Genomic DNA, 15,777 nt, shown 5'->3' on the forward strand with positions numbered 1-15,777 from the left:
TGAGAACCGCTATAACTTCTGAGATTTTTGTGCTACTAAGAAACACGACGTAATAGCATGAGAGAGCGGTCTGTAACTGGCACAGTTTGCTCACCCATAATCAATTTTCCTGAGTTAAGAAACCGAGATTCGTTGGTGTCAATAATTATTTCCCATTCCCTGTCCTGGAAAACATTGGGTAAGGCAAACTCAATCGTTTCGTAGTGAGCATTAAAAAATAGCAGAAAGCTCTCATCAATAATACGTTCACCGCGAGGGCCAGGAGTAACAATGCCCTCGCCATTCAAGAAAATTTCCATAGCTTTGGCATAACTAACTAGCCACTGCTTTTGGGTCATTTCACTACCGTCGGCATTAAACCAACCAATATCACTAATACCCAAACCATGAATCGGACGGCCTTGAAACCACTTACGCCGGCGAAATGCTGGATGCTGATGACGAAAATTAATCAGTTGGCGGGTAAAGTCTAATAGTTCAGCATTAGACTTTTGTAAAGTCCAATCACGCCAGGAAAGTTCATTATCTTGGCAGTAGACATTGTTGTTACCCTTCTGACTAAAACCAATTTCATCTCCTCCTAGTAGCATGGGTATGCCTTGAGATAGCATTAAAGTTGCTAAAAAGTTGCGCCGCTGACGTTCCCGTAAGCGGATCACGTCTGGCTCATGGGTTTCTCCTTCTACACCGCAATTCCAAGATCGGTTATGGCTTTCTCCATCCCGGTTATCTTCGCCGTTGGCCTGATTATCCTTTTGGTTGTAGCTGACCAAATCATTGAGCGTGAAGCCATCATGAGCAGTGATGAAATTAATACTGGCACTGGGATTGCGCCCGTTTGCTTGGTAAAGATCAGGGCTACCAGTAAAACAGTAAGCAAATTGTCCGAGGCTATCATCCTCACCCCGCCAAAAATCCCGCACAGTATCACGATACCTCCCATTCCATTCAGACCAACGTAAAGGAAAATTGCCAACTTGATAACCGCCTTCTCCTAAATCCCAAGGTTCAGCAATCAGCTTCACATCTGCCAGAACTGGATCTTGATGAATAATATCAAAAAAAGCTGCGAGATTATCTACTTCATATAGTTCTCGCGCTAATGCCGAAGCTAAATCAAAGCGAAAGCCATCAACATGCATTTCTGTTACCCAATAGCGCAGACTATCCATGATTAACTTCAGAACTTGGGCATGACGTACATTCAGAGAGTTGCCGCAACCTGTGAAGTCCATGTGGTAACGAGAGTTATCTTTGATCAAGCGGTAGTACACACTATTATCGATGCCTCGCAGCGACAATGTTGGCCCTAAATGATTGCCTTCGCCAGTGTGGTTATAAACTACATCTAAAATTACTTCAATGCCAGCAAAGTGTAAGTCCTTTACCATCTGCTTAAACTCGGTCACTTGTTCTCCGAGTGAGCCACTAGCACTGTAACCGGAGTGGGGTGTGAAATAATTAATGGAATCGTAACCCCAATAGTTTTTCAGTCCTTTATCCACCAGAAATCCTGGAGAAGATAAAAAGTGATGTACAGGCATCAATTCTACAGATGTGATTCCTAGTTGTTGGAGATATTGAATTGCCGCTGGATGTCCCAGCCCTGCATAAGTACCACGTAATTCTTCTGGAATATCTGGGTGTAGCTTAGTAAAACCTTTAACGTGAGTTTCATAAATAATAGTTTCGTGCCACGGCCTACCAAGTGGTTTGTCATCTCCCCAATCAAAGGACTGATCAACAACAACACACTTTGGCATAATTTGGGCATTATCTAAATCGGAAAAAGCTAGGTCTTCTTCTGGTGCATCTAAAGAGTAGCCAAAAATAGCTGAACTCTCGTTAATTTCCCCATCAATTGCCTTGGCATAGGGATCAATTAGTAGTTTATTAGGGTTAAAGCGATGACCAGCTTCTGGGGCCCAATGGCCATGGACTCTAAACCCATAGCGTTGTCCAGGCCCCACTCCTGGTAAATAAGCGTGCCAAACAAAATTATTTTTTTCTGTTAAATGTAAGCGGATTTCCTGATCATCAGCATCAAACAAACAAAGTTCTACACCTGTTGCATTCTCGGAAAACAAAGCGAAGTTCGTGCCTTTGCCATCCCAACTAGCACCCAAGGGATATACATTTCCAGGCCATACAGATACATACATAAATGAAATACCAAAAGCTAATTTTACTTTTACTAACAAACTTGAAGATGTGTTGAATAGTAATTTCTGTAAGTTAATTTCAACATGAAAGCTAACAAATTTGAATTAAGCAAATCTTACCATAGAGCTTTTATAATTAAAAAGTCTTATCAGCAGATGACAAGGATTGGTTTTCATTTCCAGCTAGAAGAGAATTTTTGATATTGTCAATCGACGATATCAAGATTGAGAACCCCGTTATTACTACTTGACTCATAAATTCTCTAACAAGTTTATTTGCCAAATATTTCAATTCTAATAGTTTTATCAAAAATAGCGGACACCTACATCTACCAAAATGACGTAATTTATCTCAGTCAACGTGTAGATTTACTTAAAACATCTTTTGTGCATCTTTAATGTCAATTTTGAGATTAACTTACACAGTATTTTTGCTTAATGCATCTGTTAATACTCATAAAAAAGCACATTGAAACGAATATTGTTAGTACAACACGGCGTAAATAGAGCAACCATTTAAAAACCCTAAAAAGCCCATTCCGTAATACTTTTGGCTTTTGACTTTTGAATGAGTGACTTCTGCCTTGCGGTACTAGCTGGTTGTATCGCACTAGGAGTGATAATTATAAAACTAAAGCATGAGTGGCGATTGACGGTGGCAAGTAGTAGAGGCATCGCACTTACTGATTACATCTACTTTGCCACGCTCAATCTAATTAATTAGAGTTAAATATATTTAATAGTCTGTCAACAAAACTTGAAATTATTATGAACAGCCAACTTAATTTGCTAACAGCAAGCAAGTTACTAGCCCTAATTTTCTTGGTACTAGCCAACGGCTTTTTTGTGGCAGCAGAATTTGCCTTAGTCGTTTTACGTCGTAGTCGTGTCGAGCAGCTAGTTGCTGAAGAACATCCTCGGGCAAAGGCTTTACAACGTGCAGTCAACAACTTGGACTCTTATCTAGCAGCAACTCAACTTGGCGTTACTATGTCTTCTCTGGGCTTAGGTTGGATTGGAGAACCAGCACTAGCTGTAATCGTTGAGCCTGCTTTCCACTGGCTACCGAAATCCTTGGCCTTGTTGAGCGCCCATACCCTATCAGTGATTGTAGCATTCATAATCATTACCTGTCTCCATATCGTTTTGGGAGAATTAGCTCCTAAAAGTCTAGCACTTCAACGTACAGAAGGCACTGCCTTCGCTGTGATTAATCTGTTAGAACTATACTTAGCCATATTTCGCCCAGCTGTCGAGGGTTTGAATAATATCGGAAATTTCGTTCTCAAACTTATCGGCTTGCAACCAGGAAATGCCGAACAATTATTTCATTCTACTGAAGAATTGAAACTTTTAGTCGCAGCTAGTCATGAAGCAGGCTTATTGGGGTCAGCCGAACAAGATGTAGTGGAGCGAGTGTTTAGTATTGGCGATCGACGAGTTAGTGCGTTTATGACACCACGTACAGAGATAGAATGGCTTAACATTGATCAGCCGCTTGAAATAGTCCGCCATCAAGTCATCAAAAGTATGCATTATTTCTTTCCTGTTGGACAGGATAGCGTTGATAATTTATTAGGTGTTGTACAAACCAAAGAATTTTTAGCCCATAATCCAACTCAACCGATTGAATTGCAAGCCTTATTAAAACCAATCTTGTATGTGCCAGAAAGTATGAATGCTTTGAAACTCCTGGATTTATTTAAGAAATCTGGGACTCACATTGCCTTAATCGTGGACGAGTATGGTGTGACACAAGGTTTGGTTACACTCACTGACATTATAGAAGCGATTGTGGGTGATATCCCGTCGAGTGAAGATCTAACTGACCCTGAGATTGTACAACGCGAGGATGGATCTTGGTTGTTAGATGGACTATTGCCCATTGACGAGTTGAAAGAAATTCTCGACATCAAAAAGTTGCCACCACAGGCAGGAATCAACTATCAAACTTTAGGGGGTTTTATTGTGAACCAGCTTGGACATATTCCCTCTACTGCTGAATATTTTGAGTGGGCGGGACTACGTTTTGAAGTAATTGATATGGATGGGAACCGAGTTGATAAAGTGCTGGTTGCTCGTGTAAGCACTCATTTAAAGGCTGTCTGATTTTTAATTGATTTTATTTCCAAAGGAAGATGATTTGAATTCGGATATCTGTCTTAAGATAAATAGAATTTAACTGAGGTAACCATTAAAATGTCTGAGTTAGAAAAAACCACCTGACTCAGAGCAAAGATATGTTGGGTATACTTTGGGGAATTGTAGTTGTACTATTTGCTTTTTGGGCATTAGGATTCGCACTTCATATCGCTGGAAATTTAATTCATATAGTCTTAATTGTAGCCATAGCCCTTGCTATCTATAATTTTGCCAAAAGCCGTGCTATGTAGATGAATAAATGATCATACGTTCATGACTTTTAAGTCAGCGCTACCGCAATTGTAGGAAACGTAATGCAAGAGCGCTGTCATTTAATTGCTGGGATTTATAATTACGAAGTTCAAAAAGAAGCCTAAATTTCTCTTGGATTTAGTCAGCCCTCAACCATACCACAAAACTTTTTTGCAAGAGGTCTAGTTTTTACCGTCCTGTTTCACCTATCTGATCTGCATCGTCTGCTACTCCATTGCGAAAGCGTACTTCTAAACCGTGTTCTGGCTCCCAGTCACACTCAGCTATCAACTCAAAGGTAGCAATATGCAGGTCATACTCAACGTGGGGCGGCACATAGATATATGAGAAAGTGACCTGATCCCAGACCTGAATGGGATTAGCCAGCAGCGGCATTTCCTGATCTCCAATCATGTCACGATATACATCATAATTTTGCAGCACAATAGGAGCAGTGATGCGTAACACATCGGGTGGCAAGGCTAGAGCTTGCCGAATAGCTTCACGCTGAAGGGATGAAAGTTCCCCAATCTGCCCCTGTTCAAAATCCACACAAATCGGTACACGGCGATCGCCCAAAACAGCACATTGTACTAAAGTCCAGTAGTTATCTTCGATTCTCATCTCTCCAAACTCAGCATCGTAGTAACTCCTTGGGGGTTTTATCATCGAATTGGTACTACCTTTATTCATCAAAATTATGAAAAAATATGTTGATCTTGTTCATAATTAGATATTCTTGCTCAGGCCCTTAGCAGTAATAAAATGCCCGTATGCACAAGTTTAAATTTTATTTTGTGCATTTAAGCACACTTTGCCGTGGATGGCTTTACTTGAGGGCAAGTTAAACCAGATAACCGAATTTTGACTAAATAGCGTCATTTCGTCCAGATACTTTGGTTAGCGATGGAACGCACCTCGATCCGTGTAGGCAGGATTTCGTCCTGGTAGGAACGATCAGCCACGGTTTGCAATGCACGGATATCGTCATCGCTGACCGGGCGTAGCTCTCGCGCTCCGCGCTGGGTAATGGATTTGGAGGTATTCAGTGGCAAGCGCGACAGTTTCGCGTAAACCTGAGCATAGGCGTCTGGATTCGCGATCGCCCAATCATTGGCTTTGTTCAACCGCTTTAAAAAATCAGCGATCGCTGCCCGCTTGCCCGGATCGGCCAGGGCCTCATCGCTTGCAGTGATTAACGACAATCCACTGTTAATGCCCTTACCGTCGCGCAGCACCCGCCCACCATTTTCCTGTGCCACGTAGAAGTAGGGATCGAAGGTCGCCCACACTTCGATTTTCTTGGATGAGAAAGCCGCAGCCGCATCAGTCGGCAGCACGAATTTAACCGTTACGTCACTGCGTTTGAGACCAGCCTCTTCCAGCGCACCGTAAAGTTGGTATTGCGAGACACTGCCCCGCGCCGAGGATACTACCACAGTCTTACCCTTCAGGTCAGCTACGCCTTTGATGGGAGAATCAGCCTGAACGATGATGCCAAGTCCTTCGCCCTTGCTGACCCTGGTTGCAAGGATCTTCAGCGGTGTCTGACCTACGGCTGCGGCCAAAACTGGAAGATCGCCGGCGGGTGCGGTATCGACTGCACCCACACGCAGCGCCTCAAACAAAGGTGCTGCCCCCTGGAAGCTTGCCCATTTGTATTTATAAGGTACACCTTCAAGTACATTGGCGGCTTCAACAAGGGCCCGCGTGCCACTGACTTGATCGCCTAGCACCACAGTGACTTGCGACAGATCAACAGTTGCCGTTTTTTCCGGGCTGGCTAGCTGCCCACACCCATACAGTCCTAGCAAAGGGAGGAATGCAGCAAACAGCATAAGTGTTTTGTTGGCATGGTTGAATTGAATCATGTTTGACTCCTGCACTCCGATAGTTTTATGATTCCTGTTTTGTATGTTGACCCCAAGGTTCACGAGCGAAGATCCGATGTACCATCGGCTCAAAAAAAGTCAGCGGCAGAGTATCGTAGTTTGGATCAAATGATTCTTGATCCCACTTATGGCAGAACTCAGTGGTGCAGTCAAAGTAAGGATGACCTCGAAACTTTTCTCTAGCATGGCGATCGCGTCCTATATGATGCCAGAAATAATAGCCTTGGAAAATCCCATGATGTTCAACTATCCAATGCGTAGCTGGACTTACATAAGGTTTGAGGATGGCTGCTGCTAGCTGGGCGTGATTTCCGGGTGCTAGTAAATCTCCAATATCGTGAAGCAACGCAGCCACTACGACCTCTTCTTGTGCCTCATCCCGAAAAGCCCGTGTTGCTGTTTGTAGCGAATGCTGATAGCGATCAATCAGATTTCCTGGATAACTTTCTTGCAAGTCAACTAAAAGTGTTATGGCGCGATCTCCAACCTGATTCAACAAAGGCTTAGAGTGTTCCTGTAATAGAAAATAATCTTCTTTTGTTCCATCTGCCATTCGTGTATAGGTGGCAATAGGTCTTTCTGTAGATGAGTTTGACATTACATTCCTCCTAGTGTAAAGTTCAAAATTCTTTGTTTATCCAATGTGAGTTATTTTTTGCAACTTAGTACAGCATTTAATTAATTTGTAGCGAATTAAATTTGACAATATCTTACAGTTTAAATGCGTCTTAATGCAATGCCAATACGTCCCCCTACAATGCCAATGCATCTTGATGCAATGTTAATGGGTCCCTCTACAATGCCAATGCATCTTGATGCAATGTTAATGTGTCCCTCTACAATGCCAATGCATCTTAATGCAATGTTAATGTGTCCCTCTACAATGCCAATGCATCTTGATACAATGTTAATGTCTCCCTCTACAATGCCAATGCATCTTGATGCAATGTTAATGTGTCCCTCTACAATAAAAACGCTACGCTTTTAATGCAAAAATGTACTTAGTTAAGTGAACTGGGTTAAATTTTTTTACATTACTCAACCTATAAACTAATGGTATGACAGTAAACAAGGCAGTTGGCACATAGAGTGAAAGATAGTTACTCCAAATGACTCCAGTAGAGTAGCCTCACTCTGATTCGTATACCCTAAAACTTTCATATTAGCGGCCACACCTGCACGCACACCCAAAACACTATCTTCTACAACAGTGCAAGATGAAGGTTGAACTCCCATATTTTTAGCTGCATATAAGAATAAGTCAGGTGCTGGCTTCCAGCTTCCAATTTCATAGGAGCTAAAGATACGTCCTTCAAATCGAGGTAGTAAGTTAGTCACACGTAGAGCTAACTTAATTTTTTCTAGTGGGCCACTAGAAGCAACGCAGATAGGTAGATTGATTTCGTCTAAAGCCGCCTCTATCCCAACGACCGGAAGCAGTTCACGCTCGAATGCTTCGGCAGTGCGGGCACGAAGCTGAGTCACAAAATCTTGCGGCAATTTCTGCTCAAGCCTTTGCTCAATGACAGCAACACAATCAGCTATTTTGCAACCCTTGAATAATAAAATGGCTTCTTCAAGCTCCAACGTGAGTCCGAATTCTGCGGCAAATTGGACAAGAACGCGATTGCCCAATGTCTCGCTGTCTACTAATACTCCGTCACAGTCAAAAATAACCAGTTCTGTTGGCACTCGTATTATTGATTTTTGGTCAACTATAGTAATCCTATTTGAAGTTAATTAGGACTTACGCAAAATATCTCTCAAACTCTAATTTCTCCGTGCCCTTTGTGCCTCTGCGGTTCGTTATTCCGTAACTTGTGCGTAAGTCCTATTAATGAAAATTATCGAACCGCCAAGTCGCCAAAAGCGCCAAGGGAGAAACAGAAAAGTTCATAAATCTAGGATTAGCTTTTTCAAGGTGACTTGTAAAATCTCTTTTTTCTCTCTGCGCTCTTTGCGTCTGTGCGGTTAAAAAGTCTTTTGTTTAACCACAGAGAACACAGAGTCAACAGGTTAGAATAGGAGTTTCTTGAGCAAAATTTTTACCCACCTTGAAAGGGCTAGTCCTAAATCTATTCCCTATCATCTGTTACCTATTCCCTTACTTCTTCCCCAGTACCAGATATTGCTATGGGCGACTGGCAGAGGCGGTTGGGTACTGATGTCCTAAGATGGGATGGGGTGTGTAAGGTTCTTCAAGGAACTTGCGTTCTTCATCGGAAAGCTTCAAATCCACAGCCTCCACTGCTTCTTTGAGATGCTCTATCTTACTAGCACCAACAATCGGAGCCGTCACACCCGGTTGATGCAACAACCAAGCCAAGGCAATTTGTGTTGGTTTAACACCGCGTTTTTGGGCTAACTCTACGACGCGATCGACTATTTGGAAATCTGAATCTTGATAGTAGAGATTGTGAGCAAATTCATCGGTTTTAGCCCGCACAGTTTCCCCATAGCTTTGCTTGCTGCGATTTCCCGCCAGAAAGCCTCGTGCTAGAGGACTCCAGGGAATGATCCCAATTCCTTGATCTAGAGATAAAGGTATCACCTCTCTCTCTTCTTCTCGATAAACTAAGTTGTAGTGATTTTGAATAGATATAAAGCGAGTCCAGCCGTGTTTGTCAGCCGTGTAAAGGGCTTTGGCGAACTGCCATGCGTAAACACTTGAGATTCCTAAGTAACGAACTTTACCTGATTTGACTACATCATGCAGTGCCTCTAGGGTTTCCTCTATTGGTGTTTCGTAGTCCCAGCGATGAATTTGGTACAAATCGACGTAATCTGTTTGTAGCCGCCGCAATGAGGCATCAATGCCATCAAAAATATGTTTGCGAGACAGCCCTTGATCATTGGGGCCATCACCGATTTTATTGAAGACTTTGGTAGCAATGACAACTTGATCTCTTTTGGCAAAATCCTTAAGCGCCCGTCCCAAGATTTCTTCGCTGGCACCTAAAGAGTAAACATCGGCGGTGTCAAAGAAGTTAATCCCCAATTCCAAAGCTAGTTTAATAAACGGGCGACTCTCTTCTTCTTCTAATACCCATTCTCGCCATTTCCGAGAACCGTAGGTCATAGTACCCAGAGTAAGGCGTGATACTTTCAGTCCACTTTTTCCAAGATTTACGTATGTCGTCATACTGTTTGCTCTACTTTTTGATAACGTTGTGAAAGTTCTAAAGCAAGTTGAGAAGCTTGATTTGCTTCATCGATGTGTCCTAGCTGGCTGTAAGTATTAGCTAATTCCCGCTGAATCACTGGAATATTGCCACGGGCAGCATTGCGCTTTTCCAGGACATTCAAGGCTTTGTGATACTGCCGATCGCGAATCAGTGCATCAAGATAAATTTGCTCAAATAAATCTCGTTGAGCATGAGATCCACCCGTGGAGTATAAATCGGGTAACACTGGCTCTAGTTGAGCGATCGCCCTCTCCCAATCTCCACGAGCATGAGCAATCATCCCCCTAGCTGCTGGTACTCCTACCTCTAGCCAAGTACGCCGCACGTAGGGTAAAACTTTCTCTCCATGAGTTTGCATACTCTCTAACATCTGTGCGGCCCAGTCATCTTTACCACCCCGCACGAGTGCATAGATATATTGCAAATCCAGGAAGGCGAGGACGTGTTCGTGCAGCCGTGGTTGCAGGTAAGCAGCAAGTTTCTGCCAACGCGAACCGACATCTACACCGCGTAACTCTAGCCGCAATAATAATGCGATCGCATTAATCTGCTCGCGTCTATTGTCTTTTTCGGCACGTCCCCAAATGTTTCGGTCATAAATTTCTACTACCTTGGCAAAATTCTCTGCATCCAGGTAGTAAAGGGATGTGTGCCACCAAAGATGTCCGTAAAACACTGGGTTACCATATTCCCAGGTATCGCTGAGACTTTCCATTAAGGCGATCCCTTCATCTAAGCGCCCTTGAGTTTCTAACACATGAGCAAGGGCGTGGTGTGCCCAACGGTTATCTCGTTTCAGGGCGATCGCTTGCCTGGCATATGTTTCTGCTTCGGCTATTCGATGACACTCTTCTAGCCCAAAGGCCAACATACCGTAGATATACGGGTTGTGACGATTGGCGGCGAAAACTTTTTCGGCAATTCGCAACATCCCTTGACTGTTACCGGAATTTCTATAGTGGTATTGGGCAACATGCAACGAGGCTAAATCGCGGGGATAGCTATCAGCGATCGCTTCATGGTGGGCGATCGCTTGGGCAATATCTCGGTTTGCCCATGCTTCAATTGCAGCAACATAAAGTTTTTCGCGATCATTAGCGTGGGTGAGGTTTGCTTTTGCCGTATTTAGATAAGATGTCGCCTGAGTTAAGGCAACAGAGCCACCAGCAAACAGATAAAAGGCGGCAGCTTGAGCATTGGCGATCGCACAGGCTGGATCTGCCTCAACTGCTTTGAGAATAACTTGGGCATCGTTACCAACACTCAATAATTGATCGACAAAGCTATCGATGGCATTTACCGCTGCTGATGAGTCGGTAGTAATTTCGAGTTCAAATGCATCTTTTACCATTGGTTTCCCAGAGTATTGCACAGCTACAAGCATAACTTTGCAAAGCTAGGCTATAAACTACTGTATCTCAATCGGGTTATCGGAGTTAATAATGATTTGATTAAGAATTTTGTACAAATGCTCATGTGATGGCGATCGCTTTTCTCAAAATTAAGCAGTTTAGGAGTTGCGATCGCCTCTGAAAACGCCAAGACACACAACTACTTTTGTTGGTATTAGTTTTTTCCAGAAGTTATTTTTTCTCCTTCGTAAGCGAGAGCCTGATCACCTGCTTGGGCAAATGTCTGGGCGAGTTCAATTAGCTGTTGTCGCTCTTGATCATCAAAAATACCAGCCGGAGGAGGCATCCGTTTCTCTTTGATTTGGCGCACAGTTTCGTGCCGTAAAGAGATTGCCTGATTGGGATAACTCAGGATTAATAAAGGATTCTGCTTGCTAGCATTGTCAGGACTGTGGCAGACAACACAAGCATTCTGCCGCAGCTTGGCCTCAAATGCACGATAAGCAGCATCAACTTTGGCGACGTGTGGGTTTGATGGAGAAAATAAACGGGTATAGAGTGTCACATAGGGCTGCTTACCATGAGCATCAGTCCAAACCCACTTACCGTCCCATGCATGGTTTACCTTCGGGCGTTGTGGATCAACCACAGCTGAACGCAGCGCTCCTTTAAGCTTTCCCTGTTCTAGAAACAAAAGTAATTCAGTACTTTGCTGGTAGGAATTCCACTTTTTCGATGAGTGCCAAAACGGATAAGGATAAGCGCCAATATCAAACTGGTTGCGGAACTGGGTAGGAAGGTGGATGACAATTAAGTTGTTTACCTGTTCAATCTGGAGTTCAGCTTTGAACATAAAGGTAGCCAGGTAAATGCGACGCCAGACAAAGGGGTCAAATTCAGTTGTTTGACTATCTTTGATATTATAGTTGCCAACTTTGCTTTGAGCGCCCCAGAAAAATGGTGCGTTCATAGTGTCGCGCAGGGTTTTCAGCTGAGAGAGTTTTTGGGCGCACGAGTCGTAGGCAGCTAAATTTTTAACATCTGTGACAATGGGACAAGCAGCAATAATTTCTTTAGCTACTTTTTTCGCTAGTTCTATATCTGGCGATGTTTCTACTGCGGATACACTATTGTCTACGTTAGGTGCTTGTGGCGTGTAGATAAAGAGGGCAAGTGCTAAAACTATGCCTAAGAGGACAAAATGCGTAGGCGCAGCCCGCCGCAGGTATCGCGAGTAAAATTTCCGAAGATTAGGCATGATATAACCACTGACAAAATGCCAATTACCAAAGTGGGTATGGTACTTTTCTAAACAGTGAAAGTTTTAAATCGTGACTCTTGTGCCATCAAATTTGGTAAATGTGAAACCTTCAAATTTTTCGCGGAACGTTAGCTTTTCATCCTTAAGAATGCTGATGGCGATCGCTTCCCCAAGGGCCAACGACGCTGCTGCATCTGTGCGCCAGTGAATCCCCGCGCTATCACGACCCAAGCCAATATTTGTCGCCAGTTTGTTCAATTCGCCGCCCACCGTCAGGGGTGGCCCTTCATAGGGAATCAACTTGGTAGGATCTTGGGGATCGGGTACCACTGGATTCGGAATCACATAAGTTTCATCAAATAGCGCCTTCAAGATTGTGACGCTTGCACCTGCGGACACCGAAGCGCCCCCTGGATAAGAAGAGTGCAACGGTGATCCTTCGGGATAGGCTTGCGGTAGCAGATAGGATTTGTTTTTGCTGAAGAAGCGATCGAGTGCTTCTGACTTGAAAACTTCAGGGTGAATCGGATGGTTCGTTTTATTCACCTTGTTGTTGTGAACCAACCCACCATAAGCCTCCGCTCGCAGACGACGGTGAACATAGTATTTTTGCCAATAAGCCGCTCTAATTGCATGTGGACTAACCCAAGCGATCAGAGATTGTGAATATCCTGGGCCAAATGTCCCAGAACCACTTGCTTGAGTCTTCGATTTGTTATAGGGATTACCGGGATTGTAAGGTGAGCCAACGCCACCAGCTAGGAGGTCATCCTTGACTGGCTTGGCGAGTAGAATTAAAGCAGCATTTGTATAGACGGGTGGTGGCGTGTGGGCAATCTCTGACTGGTCGCGCCCATTGATAAAGTAGCGACGGGTCGAGTCAAACTTAATCGTTCGACCAGATTCGCCACCATTTTGTACTACTAACCACTCGTCATAGTTGGTTTGGAAACTGTTTTCGGGAATAGCTAGGGGAACACGGTTAAGTTGAGCATAACTATGTGTTCCTGCGGGCACAGGACGCAGTAAAAACTGGGATACGTATGGCCCCACATCTACCCCTGGTAAAGTGTGGTAAGCCGTTCGACCAGAGGCATCAACGTAAATCGCGGTGCCTCGAAATAGGAGTTCAGGTGTAACCCGTCCGTTCTGTTTAGGCCCTTTAAATGCTGACAACCGATTCAGATCCTGAACTGCTGCCAGAATCAGCGGGTTAGTTGTATCATTGCGGAACTCGCTAAAGGGTACATCCTGCAACAGTTGTTGCCAAGCAATTTCGAGGAATTCAGCCCCCTGCTCTGCACTATCGAGGGTGGGTGGCACTGGAATCGCCAATTGGCAAGTATTCACCCCACTCAAGCTAATTGCTAATGGAGTCAGCGGTTGTACCAGCTTCCGTTTGCCGCCCAGGATGATCTTTTCATACTCGTTGGGATCACCGGAGTTCAGCGCATTAATCAAAGATTGATAAGCCTTCAAATCCACTTCGCCCAGCTGGTTATGGGGCAATCCTCGTGTATCCGTGGCAATTTTATTGGCGTACTTCGCTTCATCTTTGTTGGTAGGATGAGGAGGAATGGGAATTTCCCGATTAACTTTGGCTGCTGTTGTACGTACTTGAAAAGCTCTCTCAGGTAAGTTGCCATAGTTAGACTTTGCAGCAGGTTCCTGGGCCTGGACAACATTTCTTCCTTTCTTCAAGGAAAGGGATGAGCTGAAAACCCCTGCCAAAAGACTAGCTGCACTAAACAAACCGGCGCGACCGAGAAATAAACGTCTACTGCCGCGACCGAGGAATAATCTTCTACTACCTGCGCTAGTTTGAGATTGCTTAGTTTTTGTTATTTCACTATGAGCCTGAGCATTTTTTTCAGAATCTTGATCAGAATTGGGATCTGCTTGCATCTAAGTTGTTCTCCACTGACAAAAAATAATTCAAAAATCCAGCCATCAGGAAATACATGAGCGGCTAAAAGCTAGAATGACTTTGAGCCACACATGGAATACCCACCTCTAGAAAAAGAGGGCAATCTCACTAAATTTGGTATGGAATTTAGGGTTGTTCTACTAGAAGGTATCTTGCACTGGAGATGCTTCTCCTGACAGTCATTTAGGTATTTAGTGCTAATATTCAAGCTTTCATCACATGGCTATTACACTTCCGTAGTCTTAATCAGTCCTATAGCGTGTTGCCAGGATTCAAGGGTCGCTATATTAGCTGTACTTTCTTCCAGTCAAACTGTTATAACCCTGTAAGTCTATCAACTTACCGTATTTTAAGATGTTAAATCAGACTTTCTCACAAACGGTGATCAAAATCAAGAGGTTTTTACAATAAACTTAGCAAGAGCGTGAAAGCCCCGGAGGAATTACGCCAGTGCAACATGGGGAGTGAGGAAATAAATTTTCATGCCCTCGTTGTGGGCGAATCGTCCGTGGGGGTCTAGCTCGAAAAGACCTTGTTTTTTGCTGCTAGCTGTGTGATACTTTCGTTTAATTTAGAAAATCACATAAATCTCTTACAAAAGGAAAAAAATGATGATATTCAAGAGATTTAGAACGTGGGTTTTCTTGATTGGATTAGCACTATTGACGTTTGTATTTGTCGCTTGTGCTACTGGTAATAAAACTGCTTCACAAGCACCAGAAAAAATAACAATTGCCTATCAACCTGGAATTAATTACGCTAATCTACTTATCGTCAAGCAGCAGAAAATTTTAGAAAAACAATTTCCCAAGACACAATTTCAATGGCAATAATTATCGAATGGTGCAGCTATTAGGGATGGAATTATCGCTAATCAAATACAAGTTGGTGCAGGTGGTCCTGGGTCGTTTCTCGTAGGTTGGGATAAAGGCGTGGGCTGGAAAATATTAGCTTCACTTAACTATAGTGAGTTTTGGCTAATAACGAAAAACCCCAATATCAAAAGTCTCAAAGATTTCAAGCCAGGAATGAAAATTGGTTTACCATCTCTAGATGGGGTACAGGCAATTGGACTGCGGAAGGTGGCACAAAAAGACTTAGGAAATCCCACAGCACTTGATCAAAACCTGCAAGTGATTGCTCATCCTTTAGGGTTACAGTCTCTATTAACAGGTCAAATTGATGCACATTTTACAACACCACCTTTTGAATTTCAGGAAGTTGAAAAAGGTGGTAGGGTAATTATTAAAAGCTCTGATATTTTTGGTAAAACTAGCATAGCAAGTGTATTTACGACTGAAAAATTTTACAATCAATATCCGGAGTTTGGGAAAGCTTTGTATACCGCAATTGCGGATGCTACTAAACTCGTGAATGAAAAAACTGATGAAGCAGCCAAAATTCTCTCAGAAATAGATAGTGGAAAAGTTTCACAGGAGCAATATAAAAAGTGGCTCAATAATCAGGCCGTGGCATACGGTATTGAGCCAAGAGCCTTCCTCAAATGTGGAGCATTTATGCATGAAATCGGCATGTTAAATAAGCAGCCCAAATCGATTGATGAATTGATTTTACCACCGCTTAAAGGTGCTGGGGGAGATTAA

Annotated in this window: 13 protein-coding genes; 4 read left to right on the forward strand and 9 right to left on the reverse strand. The window is 43.3% G+C overall.

Going from position 1 to position 15,777, the window contains the following annotated elements; translation table 11 throughout:
• Positions 1–35 precede the first annotated feature (35 nt).
• Positions 36–2,162, reverse strand: coding sequence for a glycogen debranching protein GlgX (glgX, locus tag Q0541_RS23250; RefSeq protein ID WP_298916059.1), 2,127 nt, complete (start codon positions 2,160–2,162; stop codon positions 36–38).
• Positions 2,163–2,930: 768 nt separating this feature from the next.
• Between glgX and Q0541_RS23255 the strand changes: the two genes are divergently transcribed.
• Together Q0541_RS23255 and Q0541_RS23260 are read left to right on the forward strand one after the other, a co-directional pair.
• On the forward strand, positions 2,931–4,271 hold the full coding sequence (locus tag Q0541_RS23255; protein WP_298916062.1) for a hemolysin family protein: 1,341 nt from the start codon (positions 2,931–2,933) through the stop codon (positions 4,269–4,271).
• Positions 4,272–4,402: 131 nt separating this feature from the next.
• Positions 4,403–4,555 carry a lmo0937 family membrane protein gene (locus Q0541_RS23260; protein WP_298916065.1) on the forward strand — a complete coding sequence of 51 codons (153 nt, stop codon included), beginning with the start codon at positions 4,403–4,405 and terminating at the stop codon, positions 4,553–4,555.
• Positions 4,556–4,745: 190 nt separating this feature from the next.
• Here Q0541_RS23260 and Q0541_RS23265 read toward each other — a convergent pair whose 3' ends face one another.
• The 8 genes from Q0541_RS23265 to Q0541_RS23300 form a co-directional block, all read right to left on the reverse strand.
• Complete coding sequence (locus tag Q0541_RS23265; protein WP_298916073.1) at positions 4,746–5,180, reverse strand: hypothetical protein; 435 nt, start codon at positions 5,178–5,180, stop codon at positions 4,746–4,748.
• A 254-nt stretch (positions 5,181–5,434) separates the two neighbouring features.
• Entirely contained in the window at positions 5,435–6,427 is a 993-nt protein-coding gene (locus Q0541_RS23270) for an ABC transporter substrate-binding protein (RefSeq protein WP_298916078.1), read from the reverse strand.
• A 25-nt stretch (positions 6,428–6,452) separates the two neighbouring features.
• Positions 6,453–7,046, reverse strand: coding sequence for an HD domain-containing protein (locus Q0541_RS23275; RefSeq protein ID WP_298916083.1), 594 nt, complete (start codon positions 7,044–7,046; stop codon positions 6,453–6,455).
• A 452-nt stretch (positions 7,047–7,498) separates the two neighbouring features.
• Positions 7,499–8,140: an HAD family hydrolase gene (locus Q0541_RS23280; protein ID WP_298916085.1), complete on the reverse strand. Its 642-nt coding sequence runs from the start codon at positions 8,138–8,140 to the stop codon at positions 7,499–7,501.
• A gap of 439 nt (positions 8,141–8,579) precedes the next feature.
• Complete coding sequence (locus tag Q0541_RS23285) at positions 8,580–9,590, reverse strand: aldo/keto reductase (RefSeq protein ID WP_298916088.1); 1,011 nt, start codon at positions 9,588–9,590, stop codon at positions 8,580–8,582.
• Positions 9,587–10,984, reverse strand: a complete 1,398-nt coding sequence (locus Q0541_RS23290; RefSeq protein ID WP_298916090.1) for a tetratricopeptide repeat protein — start codon at positions 10,982–10,984, stop codon at positions 9,587–9,589. The genes Q0541_RS23285 and Q0541_RS23290 overlap by 4 nt, the downstream gene beginning before the upstream one ends.
• A 215-nt stretch (positions 10,985–11,199) precedes the next feature.
• Positions 11,200–12,243 carry a cytochrome c gene (locus tag Q0541_RS23295; RefSeq protein ID WP_298916093.1) on the reverse strand — a complete coding sequence of 348 codons (1,044 nt, stop codon included), beginning with the start codon at positions 12,241–12,243 and terminating at the stop codon, positions 11,200–11,202.
• Between the two features lie 66 nt (positions 12,244–12,309).
• Positions 12,310–14,151 carry a vanadium-dependent haloperoxidase gene (locus Q0541_RS23300; protein ID WP_298916096.1) on the reverse strand — a complete coding sequence of 614 codons (1,842 nt, stop codon included), beginning with the start codon at positions 14,149–14,151 and terminating at the stop codon, positions 12,310–12,312.
• 630 nt (positions 14,152–14,781) lie between these two features.
• On the opposite strand from Q0541_RS23300, the gene Q0541_RS23305 reads away from it, so the two are divergent.
• Entirely contained in the window at positions 14,782–15,006 is a 225-nt protein-coding gene (locus Q0541_RS23305; protein WP_298916099.1) for a hypothetical protein, read from the forward strand.
• An 18-nt stretch (positions 15,007–15,024) separates the two neighbouring features.
• A complete protein-coding gene (locus Q0541_RS23310; protein ID WP_298916213.1) occupies positions 15,025–15,777 on the forward strand; it encodes an ABC transporter substrate-binding protein in 753 nt (250 codons plus the stop codon).

Source organism: uncultured Nostoc sp., from assembly GCF_937863485.1.
GTDB lineage: Bacteria > Cyanobacteriota > Cyanobacteriia > Cyanobacteriales > Nostocaceae > Nostoc.